Source organism: Streptomyces sp. NPDC001880 (assembly GCF_053594575.1).
Map to the genome: position 1 here is coordinate 1 of NZ_JBSFET010000137.1, position 11204 is coordinate 11204.

The window sequence follows — 11204 nt, forward strand, 5'->3', positions numbered from 1 at the left end:
CCACGCCGTCAGACACCCAACCAACAACGTGACAGTGCCTCACTCGCCAACACCACCTTCCGCCGCAAACCTCCAACGCCCGGCAGCACGAACGGCGCCGACGCCTACACCGAGCTGAAGACCGACAACGCGCGACTGCGGCGCGACAAACGCGAACTCGCCGCGCAGCTGGAGGTCGCCATCGCCGCCATCCAACGCCTGAGCATCGACAACGAGCACCTGCGCGCCGCCCTCCACGAGGCCCGCGCCGTCACCCCGCTGCCCCGCCGCCGCTGACCACCCGATCCGGCTGGACGGCGACTGCGGTCAGCGCGGGCCACCACGCGCCCACGAACGCTGCACTTCGTTACAAGGCTCCCCGGCCGGTGGGCGGCGGGGTGCGTGGCCGCAGTCTCTCTCCCTGGGGCCCGAACATGATCAGGTACTCGACCGGCCCGCCGGGGCCGGCGTTCGTGACTCCGTGGGGGTTGCGGGTGTCGAACTCGGCGAAGTCGCCGGCGGTCAGGATGAAGTCCTGCTTTCCGAGTGCGAGCCACAGCCGCCCGTACAGGACGCACAGCCATTCGCAGCCGTCGTGGGAGATCTGCCGTGGCCGCGTGGGCGGTTCCTCGACGGCGGGCAGGACGTGTTTGTGGGCATGCAGGCCGCCAACGTACGGGGTCAGCGGCAGCACCCCCTTGTCGTCGCCGAAACGCTGCAGCGCGATGGTGCGCGGCTCGACGGGGGCGGGCGCGGGGGCAGTGCCAGCCAGCTCGTCCAGGGAAATGCCGTACTCCGTGGCCAGCTGCAGCACCACCTCCAGGGTGGGCTTGCGTCGGCCGGTCTCGATCCGTGACAGCGTGCTCGGCGAGATGCCGGTCGCGCAGCTGACGCCGGTGAGCGTGGCGCCGTGCCGCTCGCGCGCGGCTCGCAACCGTGGGCCCATTGCCGCCAGCGTCTCGGCTGTGCCGTCGTCCGTCACTCTTGCTCCCTCCTCACCGGCCGTGCCGCCCAGCTCTGTCCTGCAAGTTTGCCCTAATGGCAACGCTAATCGCGTCGGGGGCCGTTGCACCGCATGATCGATGTGTACCCGCGCCACCCGCGAACCGAGGAGAAACCCATGCAGCCCGAGCCGTCCGCCGAACTCCGCCACCGCACCATCGAGGCCCCCGCCGGCCGGCTGCACCTGGTCGAGCAGGGCACCGGCCCTCTGATCCTGCTCGTGCACGGCTTCCCCGAGTCCTGGTACTCCTGGAGGCTGCAGCTCCCGGCACTCGCCGCGGCCGGCTACCGGGCCGTGGCCATCGACGTGCGCGGCTACGGCCGCTCCTCCAAGCCCGCCGCGACCGACGCCTACCGGATGCTCGACCTGGTGGAGGACAACCTCGCCGTCGTCCGCGCCCTCGGCGAGGAGAACGCGGTGGTCGTCGGTCACGACTGGGGCTCCAACATCGCGGCCACCTCCGCCCTGCTCCACCCCGAGGTCTTTAGCGCCGTCGCCCTGCTGAGCGTCCCCTACGCGCCGCCCGGCGGCCCCCGCCCCACCGACATCTTCGGCCAGATCGGCGGCCCCGAGCAGGAGTTCTACGTCTCCTACTTCCAGGAGCCCGGTCGCGCCGAGGCGGAGATCGAGCCCGATGTCCGGGGCTGGCTCACGGGCTTCTACGCGGCGCTGTCCGCCGACACCATGCCCGCCCAGGGCGAGCCCGACCCGCACTTCGTGACCCGGAGCGGTGGTGGCCAGCTGCGCGACCGCTTCCCCGCGGGCAAGCTTCCCGCCTGGCTGACCGAGGACGACCTCGACGTCTACGCCGGGGAGTTCGAGCGCACCGGCCTGACCGGCGCCCTCAACCGCTACCGCAACATGGACCGCGACTGGGAGGACCTCGCCCCCCACCGCGGCGCCCCGATCAAGCAGCCGTCCCTGTTCATCGGTGGCGCCCTGGACGCCTCCACCACCTGGATGTCCGACGCGATCGACGCCTACCCCACCACCCTCCCCGGCCTGACCGCCTCCCACCTCCTGGAGGGCTGCGGCCACTGGATCCAGCAGGAGCGCCCCGAGGAGGTCAACCGCCTGCTGACCGGCTGGCTCGCCACCCTCCAGGGCTGAACCGCCGGACACACCGGCGTCACCCGTGCGAGCAGGCTCGGTAACCGCGCCGCCCTGTTCGCACGGGCGACGGCCGGCCCGCCAGGACGTCCCTCAGACCTCGTCCGGCGCGAGCGCACCGGCGTCGAGGCCGTGCGTGCGCGCAGCGGCCGGACGAAGTGCCCCCATCTCCCGGCCGCGTCACGGGCGATGCCCGCCCCAACTTCCTGATTGGTGACGCAATGCCTCTTTCCTCCTCGACTGAGGACCGCCCCGAACTGGATCCGCGGCGCTGGCTCGCGCTGACGGTGATCTCAGTGGCCACGCTGATGGTGGTGCTGGACGCCTCCGTCATCAACATCGCTCTCCCGCAGGTACAGTCGGATCTGGGCATCAGCGACGCGAACCGGCAGTGGGCGGTCACCGCATATTCGCTGGCTTTCGGCGGCCTGCTGCTGCTCGGTGGCCGCATCGTCGACTTCGTGGGCCGCAAACGCGTCTTCGTCATCGGCCTGGTGGGGTTCGCGGCCGCCTCCGTGATCTCCGGTATCGCCACCACTGGCGCGGTTCTGTTCGCCGGCCGGGTCCTGCAGGGCGCATTCGCCGCCCTCCTCGCTCCGGCGGCACTGTCCCTGATCGCGGTCACCTTCACCGACGCTCGTGAGCGAGCCAAGGCATTCGGCGTCTACGGTGCGTTGCAGGGCGCCGGCGGCGCCGGCGGTCTCATCATCGGCGGGGTGCTGACCGAGTACACCACCTGGCGCTGGTGCATGTTCGTCAATACCCCCATCGCCCTGGCTGCCGCCCTCGCAGCACTGCCAACGGTGCGTGAAAGCCGGGCGGAAGGCAGACGCCGCTACGACATTCCCGGCGCCCTGCTCGTCACCACCGGCCTGGTCGCACTGGTCTGGGGTTTCACCCACGCCGCAGAGAAGGGCTGGTCCAGTGCGCTGTCCTGGGCCCTGCTGATCGTCGGTGCCGCGCTGATCGCCGCCTTCATCGCCGTCGAACGCCGCACGGCTCACCCCATGCTGCCCCTGCGCGTAGTCCTGGACCGTGACCGGGGCGGCGCGTTCCTGATCTCCCTGCTCACCGGCGCCGGTCTTTTCGCAATCATGCTGTTCCTGACCTACTACCTCCAGGTCAATCTCGGCTATCAGCCCCTCCACGCGGGCCTGGCCTTCCTCCCCTTCTCCTGCAGCCTCATCGCCGCAGCCACGCTTGGTGCCGCGCTGGTACCAAAGGTCGGCCCCAAGCAGCTGATGGTCAGCGGTATCGCCGTAGCGCTGATCGGTGCTCTGTGGCTGCCCCAGATCGAACAGACCGGCGGCTACCTCCTCGTCGTGCTGCCCGCGATGATCCTGATCGGACTGGGCCTCGGAGCAGCATTCGTCGCCCTGCCCAATACCGCCCTGGCCGGCATCGACCCCTCCGACACCGGTGTGGCCAGTGCCATGATCAGCACAACCCAGCAGATCGGAGGCGCGATGGGGCCGGCGCTCCTCAACACGCTGTACGTTTCGGCGCTCACCGGGTTCCTCGCTGCCCAGGACGGCACGATCACCAAGGCGGTGCGTCTGGACGGATACGTCCACGGGTACCGCGTAGCCTTCATCGCCAGTGCGGTTGCTTTCACCCTCGCTCTTGCCGCCGCCACCCTGCTGATCAAGAAGCCGATGCGTGCGGACACACCCGCGGAAGCACCCGTGCACGTCGGTTGACCATACTCCCACGGCTGGCATGGCCCCTGTCCGCGTGGGAGAGGCGAGCCGACAGATCAGTCAGGTTACGCCGCCCACTCCGGCGGCAGCTCGGGCCGACTCGCCGCGACGGTCAGCGTCCGCTCCGGCAGCTTCCATCTCATCGTCCACCACCCGCTGCTACCGGGGGCAACGGCTGTTCGGCCAATCGGTCAGCTGAAGCTCCGCTGAGTAAGTCCGGGGCGCGGTGTCGGGATTGCTCCCGGTTCGTTTCCCCGGACTTCTCGCCGAACCGGACGTGCGCCTCTCAGCGCATACGGCTCTCCACGGAGACCGTCGTGGGCTGGATCGTTGGCCATGGGCTGGGGATCTTCGCCCCGAGTTCGGTCAGAATCCCGGCCTTGAGGAATGCCTTGACCAGGCCCAGGACGCGTTTGTCCGTCACCCGGTGTCGCACGCGGTCCAGCAGGGCCGTGTGGTCGATCCGGTCGAAGCACGCCCCGATATCCGCGTCCAGCACCCAGCGATACTGCTTGGTGCCGAAGTGGTGGATCTCGGCGATCGCGTCCCAGGCCCGCCGCCCGGGCCTGCAGCCGTAGGAAACCGGCGTGACGCCGGTCTCGAAGATCGGCTCCAGTACGAGTTTCAGCGCGGCCTGCACGATCCGGTCCGCCACCGTCGGAATCCCGAGGGCGACCTTCCCCGACCAGCCCGGCTTGGGGATCTTGCGTTCCCTGACCGGGAGAGGCCGGAACGAGCCGTCCTTGAGGGCGACACGTAGATCGTGCAGGAACCCGGGCACCCCGGTGTACTCCTCGATGTCGGCGACCGTCAGGCCGTCGACGCCGGGAGTGCGGGAACCCTTGTTGCCCGCGACCCGCCCGAACGCCACGATCAGCGTCGCCGGGTCGTGCACGAGGTTGAACAGGTCGTCTAACCGACGGCCGGGATCGGCCGCCGCCCAACGGTGCAGCGTGGCCTGCATCTCCGAGCGCCATTCGCCGACGGTGAAGTCTGGGAGTGTCCAGGGGACTCCATCCCGCTGTACGGTCGGGCAGGTACCGCAGCCATCGACACGGGAGCCGAATGGGACCGGATCATGTTCCTGATTGGTTCTGGGAAGTCCTGGAAGCGACACGACCGCGCCTGTCTGCCCTTGAATTGTGGTTGGAGTCCCAGCTGCGGGAAGTCCTTGAAGCCTTCGCGCTCGCGTACGAGTCCGCGGCTGATTCGCTCGCCGACTTCTCGGAAGGCGTGAGCGTGGATGGGGACGTCTGGTCCGAAGACAGCACCGAAGATCTGTGCATGTGGGTGGTCGGGCAGGGCTGCAGGCTATGGAGCTCGGTGATCGCAGGAGAAGTGCAGTTGGAAGAGGCCGCGCAGATGTATCTGGGCCGTGCGCGGCTGCTTCCAGACTGCGTAGTGCCGTGGGACGAGGATGTCTCGGACCCGGAGCACAGGGGCTACCAGTCTCCCTGGACCATCGTCCACGGCATCTACCGGACGCGTTTTGCCGAAGACCTCCATGAACGGTTTGGGGTACTTGAGGAGGTTGCCCGGCCGGGCAGATAACGCGGCGGGGCTCGCGGCATAGACGTCGCTCGTCTCCCGCCCGCCCGCCGTCAGCATGCTCGAAGGCACTGTCACGTTGACTGACAGGGTGGGATGATCTTCGGGTTGGTCATTCTGGGAGGGTTGTCCGTGGGCAGTACTCCGCCGTCGTACAAGGGGCACCGGTACCCGGTCGAGGTAATCTCCCGCTGCATGTGGCTGTACTTCCGCTTCCCGCGCTCTCCTTCCGCGAAGCCGAGGAGCTGCTCCTGGCCCGCGGGATCACCGTCTCCCATGAGGCGATCCGCCGTTGGTGCGACCGGTTCGGCCCCCAGTACGCGGCCGCCCTGCGCCGCCGCCGGCCCCGGGCCGGCGACAAGTGGCACCTGGACGAGGTGTTCCTGAAGATCAACGGGGTGCGGCACTACCTGTGGCGGGCCGTGGACCAGGACGGCACTGTCCTCGACATCCTGCTGCAGTCCAAGCGGGACGCGAAGGCCGCGGAGCGGTTCATGGCCAAGCTGATGAAGAAGCAGCGCAGAACACCCAGGGTGCTGGTCACCGACAAGCTCCGCTCCTACGGCGTCGCCCACAGAGAGTTGATCTCCTCGGCCGATCACCGTTCCCACAAGGGCCTGAACAACCGTGCGGAGAACTCCCATCAGCCGACGAGGCAGCGCGAACGCGCGATGAAGGGCTTCCGCACAGTCGGCAGAACCCAGAGGTTCCTGTCCGCGTTCAGCCAGATCTCACCGCACTTCCGGCCCCGCCGCCACCGGATGACCGCCACCGGCTACCGCACAGAGATGCGCCACCGATTCGGAACCCGGAACGAGATCACCGGCACTACCGCCATGCCCACCGAGGCCTGAACCAGAGGCGGAACCAAGCCCAGCACACTCCCGCACACCCTCAAGTAACCGCACACCAACAAGTTGACAATGCCGTCCGAGGGGCTGGGCCATACCTGCGGTGACCGAGACGGCGTGGCAACGGCATCAGGAAGCGGGGACGGGCTCCAGCCGGTAGGCGTCCCCATGGGCGACCACGCGGCCGGCGGTGGGCGGTACGAAGTGGGTGCCGAGGATGAGGGTGTCCGTGCCGACGAGGGAGCCGAGCAGCTTGCGGCGGGTGGCCTCGGACTGCCGCGGGTCGATGTCGACGCAGGCGCCGATGACGGGGTGGGCGAGCTGGACGGGGTGGTGGACGCAGTCGCCGGAGATCAGCGCCGTCTCCCCCTGGCTGGTCAGTTCCACCGCGACGTGGCCGGGGGTGTGGCCGGGTGTCGGGATCAAGCGCAGGCCGGGGGCGATCTCGGCCGCCTTGTGCGGGACGTCGACCGTGCTCAGCAGACCCGCCTGTTCGACCGGGATCACGGAGTCGCGGAACATCTGTTCGCGTGCCTCCTCCATGTCGTACGTGGCCCAGAACTCCCGCTCGGCGCGGGAGGTGAGGTAGCGGGCGTTGGGGAAGGTGGGGACCCATTCGCCGTTCACCTGCCGTGTGTTCCAGCCGACGTGATCGGCGTGCAGGTGAGTGAGGATCACCAGGTCGACGGAGTCCGGGGGGAAACCGGCGGCGGTGAGGCGCTCCAGGAAGTCGGTCCGCAGGTTGTGCCAGGCCGGGTTGGCCCGCTCCTTGCCGTTGCCGATGCCGGTGTCGACGAGAACGCGCAGCCCGTTCACGACGAACGCGAAGCTGTGGCTGTCGATGTGCAGAATCCCGTCCTGGCCGGCGAAGTGGGGGTGCAGCCAGTCCTGGGCGGTCACCACCTCAGGGGTGGCGTCGGGCAGCAGCCAGGGTCCAGTCGCGGGCGGCAGGGCGACTTCGTCGACGCGGTGGACGGTGACGCCGCCCACGGTCCAGAAGGGAATGGGGGTGGCGGCGGGGGAGGTGTGCATTGTGTGTCGTTTCCTTCGTTCTCTTCAGCGGAAGCGGTCGGTTGTTCTCTTCAGTGGGAGCGGTCGGCTTCGGGGCGGGCCGCCCCGCGTCGTGACGCGGCGAGCGCCGCCAGGGCCGCCAGGGCGAGGAGAGCGGCGGTGATGGCGTAGGCGTGTGAGGTGGTCCCCAGCCCGTAGTGCTGGGTGGCGGCGCCCGCAGCGACGGCGGGCAGGCTCATGGAGAGGTAGCTGAGGATGTAGTAGGCGGCCAGTGTCGCGGCGCGGTCCCGCTCGTCGAGCGAGGCGAGGAGCATACGCAGCGCCCCCTGGGAAACGGCGCCGAAGGCGATGCCGGCCAGCACCGCGCCACCGTAGACGGCGGGCAGCCCGGCGCCGTGCAGACCGCTCAGGGTCAGGGCCGCGGCGGGCAGGACGGACAGGCAGCCGCCGATCGCCGTGGCGCGGGGCGGCCTTCGCCGCAGCGCCCATACGGTGAGCGCGGCGGTGGCACTGAGAGCGAAGAAGACCATGCCGCGGGCTGCTTGCGGAGCGTCGGGGGCCACCAGGTGTACGAGGGCCGGGCCGAGGGAGGAGTAGAAGCCGCCCAGCGCCCAGACGGTGCCGATAGCGGCGCCCGCGGCCAGCAGGGCGCGGCGGGCCGGGGGCGGGACGCTGACCCGCGGGCGCAGCGACCGCAGCGCTCCCGCGTGGCGGTGGGCCGTCTCCGTGGTGAAGGTGGCCGCGATCGCTTGGGCGAGGAACAACGCCGCCAGCAGTACGTAGACGGTGGGGGCGGGGGCGAAACGGACGAGCAGGGTGGAGACGAGCACGCCGGTGGCCATGCCTGCGACCGGGGTGACGCTGTTGGCCAGGGCGGACCGGCCCGGGCGCCGGGGGTTTTCCAGGTCGAGGAGCGCCGCGCCCGCGGCGCTGGTGGCCGCGCCGGTGGCCACTCCTTGCAGGACCCGGGCGATGGTCAGGGAGCCCGCGCCATCCGCTGAGGCCAGAAGGACCATGGAGGCAGCCGCCATGAGCAGGGCGCCTGCCAGGACGGGGCGTCGCCCTAGGTGGTCGGAGAGCGCTCCGGTGGTGAGCAGGGCCAGCAACAGGGCCAGGGCGTACGCGCTGAAGACCACGGTGACGGCGAGCGCGGAGAGGCCCCACTGGTCCTGGTAGAGAGGGTAGAGCGGGGTCGGAGCGCTGGACGCGGCCAGGAGGGCCGCGAGTATCGACACGTTGAGGGCGAAAGAAGCCGTGCGCGTGCGCCTCTTCGTACGGGTGCAGGTGGTCTGGTGAGCGACGTGCGCGGGTGCGTCGGAGATCGCGGGCGCGTCGGCCACCGCTTGTACGTCGGAGATGACGCCGGGCATGGGACTCCTTCCGTAAATGCAATGCATTTGCTTTAACCCAACCGTAGGGCCTACGGTCGGACTAAAGCAAACTATTAGCTTTTACTGTAGGGGGCTTCGTTGCCACGCCCCCTGATCAGGAGAAACCTGTGCCCTCCGTTGAACTCACGCCGCCCGAGGCCGCCCGCTGGGCCGCCCGTGCCGGGCTTCCGCTGCCCGATGACCGCCACGCCGCGGTCGCCGCCACCGCCTGCCACATCCACTCCGTCGTCGCGGTCCTGCGCGAGCTGGACTTCGGGGACACCCCGCCCGCCAGCGCCTACCGCGCCGGAAAGGAGAAGCACGATGCGGCCGTATGAGCTGACCCTCGCCGACGCCGCGCAGCAGATCCGGGCCCGTCGACTGTCCCCCGTCGAGCTGGTGGACTCGGTCCTCGACCGCATCGACCAGGTGGACCCGCACGTCGAGGCGTACGTCGCGGTCACCGCTGAGCAGGCCCGCGGCGCGGCGCGGGAGGCCGAGCAGGAAGCGGCCCGCGGCGTGTTCCGGGGGCCGCTCCACGGCGTCCCGGCCGGGCTCAAGGACCTGATCGACGTCGCCGGTTCGGCCACCAGCGCCAGTTCCCGGGTCCGGGCCGGCCACCGCGCCGCCGCCGACAGCACGGTCGCAGCCCGGCTGCGGGCCGCAGGCTCCGTCCTGGTCGGCAAGACCCACACCCACGAGTTCGCCTACGGCCTGACCACCCCGCAGACCGGCAACGCCTGGGACCGCGGCCGGGTCGCGGGAGGCTCCAGCGGCGGGTCCGCCGTCGCGGTGGCGGCCGGGGCGGCGACCTTCGCCCTCGGCACCGACACCGGCGGGTCGATCCGGGTTCCCGCCGCGCTGAACGGGGTCGTCGGCTTCAAGCCGACCTACGGGCTGGTGCCACGCCACGGCGTCACGTCGCTGTCCTGGTCACTGGACCACGTCGGCCCGGTCACCCGCACCGTCGAGGACGCAGCCCTGGTCCTGACCGTCCTCGCCGGGCACGACCCGCGTGACCCCGCCTCGCTGGACACCCCCGCCGTCGACTACCGGCCGGAACGGGAGCCGGACCTGGCGGGCGTGCGCGTCGGGGTGCCGCGCAATTACTACTTCGACCATGTCGCCGCGGAGGTGGAGACCACCGTCCGCCGGGGCATCGCGCAGCTGGAGACGCTCGGCGCCCATCTCGTCGAGATCGACATCCCGATGACCCGGTACATCCAGGCCACCCAGTGGGGGCTGATGGTGCCGGAGGCCACCGCCTACCACGAGGGCACGCTGCGTACGGTCCCCGAGCTGTACCAGGCGGACGTCCGCATCCTCCTGGAGGCCGGTGAGCTGATGGGCGCGGGCGACTATCTGCGTGCCCAGCGCTCCCGGACGCTCATGCAGGAGGAATGGGCCCGCATTCTGGAGAAGGTCGACGTGATCGCCGCCCCGGCGGTCCCGATGACCGCGGTGAAGGCCGGTCAGGAGAGCGTCACCTGGTCCGACGGCTCGACCGAGGCCGTCTCCGACGCCTACGTGCGTCTATCCTCCCCGGCCAACATCACCGGAGTGCCCGCTCTGTCCGTCCCGGTGGGCCACGACACGGCGGGCATGCCGATCGGCATGCAGCTGCTCGGACGGCCCTTCGGCGAGCGGCAGCTGCTGCGGGTGGGCCACGCCTACGAGTGGACGCAGTCCGCCCGATCGCTCGCGCCGACCGCCTGAGAACGGCATATGGGCCGGGCCGGAACCGTCCGGCCCGGCCCATATGCGTTCGGCTCCGGTCGGGATCAGGACCGGATGCCCGCAGCGAGGAGACCGGCAAGGGGGCCCTGGCGCCGCCGTCGAGCCGGCATGCTCCTCCTAAACGCAATAACCGTGCTTTAAGGTGGAGTCATGAGTCGTAAGCCGATGGTGCGCCCCGGCGGGCGCAGTGCACGGGTCCAGGCTTCGGTGCACACCGCTGTCCGCGAAATCCTGTCGGAGCGGGGCCGCGACGCGGTGACCGTCCCCCTGGTCGCCCAGCGCGCCGGAGTCACCCCCTCGACGATCTATCGCCGCTGGGGCGACCTTCAGGAGCTGCTGTCGGACGTCGCGGTGGAGCGCCTGCGGCCCGACACCGCGCCGGAGAGCCACGGCGACCTGCTGTCCGACCTGACGGCCTGGGCCGAACAGTTCCTCGACGAGATGTCGTCCCCCTCCGGCCGCGCCTACATCCGTGACGCTCTGCTCGGCGACCCGGACGGCAGCAACGCCGGTCAGTGCTCGGCCTACGCGGCCGAACAGGTCGACATCATGCTCGCCCGCGCGATCGGCCGCGAGGAGAAAACTCCCGACGTCGAGACGGCGATGGATCGCGTGGTCGCCCCCATGATGTACCGCATCCTCTTCCGCCCGGCCGGACTCGACGCCGCGTACGCCCGTCGGCTCGTGACCGAGCTCCTCGACGCGGGCGAAGAACACCCCCTCCCGTGATCCAGATTCCTCGCGGCCCGCACAGGAGGATCGCCCAGATTCACCGTTGCTCATGCCCGCGGGCTATCGCAGCTCGGGCAAGGCGAGCGCCTTCGGCTTGTGGCGTGGTCCGTGGAGATCACCGAACGGCACTGTCACGTTGTTGGTTGGGTGTCTGACGGCGTGA

General features: G+C 70.0%; 11 protein-coding genes and 1 pseudogene. 8 read left to right on the forward strand and 4 right to left on the reverse strand.

The window, feature by feature from the left end; all coding sequences use genetic code 11:
- On the forward strand, positions 1-276 hold a 276-nt coding region (locus ACWCQ6_RS33675), incomplete at its 5' end, for a hypothetical protein (RefSeq protein ID WP_451095771.1).
- 70 nt (positions 277-346) lie between these two features.
- Here ACWCQ6_RS33675 and ACWCQ6_RS33680 read toward each other — a convergent pair.
- Positions 347-925 carry a helix-turn-helix domain-containing protein gene (locus tag ACWCQ6_RS33680; RefSeq protein ID WP_451095791.1) on the reverse strand — a complete coding sequence of 193 codons (579 nt, stop codon included), beginning with the start codon at positions 923-925 and terminating at the stop codon, positions 347-349.
- Between the two features lie 174 nt (positions 926-1099).
- On the opposite strand from ACWCQ6_RS33680, the gene ACWCQ6_RS33685 reads away from it, so the two are divergent.
- On the forward strand, positions 1100-2092 hold the full coding sequence (locus tag ACWCQ6_RS33685) for an alpha/beta fold hydrolase (protein ID WP_451095773.1): 993 nt from the start codon (positions 1100-1102) through the stop codon (positions 2090-2092).
- 221 nt (positions 2093-2313) lie between these two features.
- Complete coding sequence (locus ACWCQ6_RS33690) at positions 2314-3792, forward strand: MFS transporter (protein WP_451095775.1); 1479 nt, start codon at positions 2314-2316, stop codon at positions 3790-3792.
- Between the two features lie 286 nt (positions 3793-4078).
- Here ACWCQ6_RS33690 and ACWCQ6_RS33695 read toward each other — a convergent pair whose 3' ends face one another.
- Positions 4079-4756, reverse strand: a complete 678-nt coding sequence (locus ACWCQ6_RS33695) for a reverse transcriptase domain-containing protein (protein ID WP_451095777.1) — start codon at positions 4754-4756, stop codon at positions 4079-4081.
- Positions 4757-4857: 101 nt separating this feature from the next.
- Here ACWCQ6_RS33695 and ACWCQ6_RS33700 point away from each other — a divergent pair, with 101 nt between their 5' ends.
- Positions 4858-5343 carry a hypothetical protein gene (locus ACWCQ6_RS33700; protein ID WP_451095779.1) on the forward strand — a complete coding sequence of 162 codons (486 nt, stop codon included), beginning with the start codon at positions 4858-4860 and terminating at the stop codon, positions 5341-5343.
- A gap of 93 nt (positions 5344-5436) precedes the next feature.
- Positions 5437-6194 (forward strand): annotated as a pseudogene (locus tag ACWCQ6_RS33705) (IS6 family transposase).
- Between the two features lie 126 nt (positions 6195-6320).
- Here ACWCQ6_RS33705 and ACWCQ6_RS33710 read toward each other — a convergent pair.
- Together ACWCQ6_RS33710 and ACWCQ6_RS33715 are read right to left on the reverse strand one after the other, a co-directional pair.
- Positions 6321-7223 (reverse strand): MBL fold metallo-hydrolase, encoded by a 903-nt coding sequence (locus ACWCQ6_RS33710; RefSeq protein WP_451095781.1) that lies wholly within the window; start codon positions 7221-7223, stop codon positions 6321-6323.
- Positions 7224-7273: 50 nt separating this feature from the next.
- Positions 7274-8572 (reverse strand): MFS transporter, encoded by a 1299-nt coding sequence (locus ACWCQ6_RS33715; protein ID WP_451095783.1) that lies wholly within the window; start codon positions 8570-8572, stop codon positions 7274-7276.
- 128 nt (positions 8573-8700) lie between these two features.
- Between ACWCQ6_RS33715 and ACWCQ6_RS33720 the strand changes: the two genes are divergently transcribed.
- The 3 genes from ACWCQ6_RS33720 (at position 8701) to ACWCQ6_RS33730 (ending at position 11038) form a co-directional block, all read left to right on the forward strand.
- Entirely contained in the window at positions 8701-8910 is a 210-nt protein-coding gene (locus tag ACWCQ6_RS33720) for a hypothetical protein (RefSeq protein ID WP_451095785.1), read from the forward strand.
- Positions 8897-10288, forward strand: a complete 1392-nt coding sequence (locus ACWCQ6_RS33725) for an amidase (protein ID WP_451095787.1) — start codon at positions 8897-8899, stop codon at positions 10286-10288. Before ACWCQ6_RS33720 ends, ACWCQ6_RS33725 begins: the two co-directional genes overlap by 14 nt.
- Before the next feature lie 171 nt (positions 10289-10459).
- Positions 10460-11038, forward strand: coding sequence for a TetR/AcrR family transcriptional regulator (locus ACWCQ6_RS33730; RefSeq protein WP_451095789.1), 579 nt, complete (start codon positions 10460-10462; stop codon positions 11036-11038).
- The last annotated feature ends 166 nt before the right edge of the window (positions 11039-11204 follow it).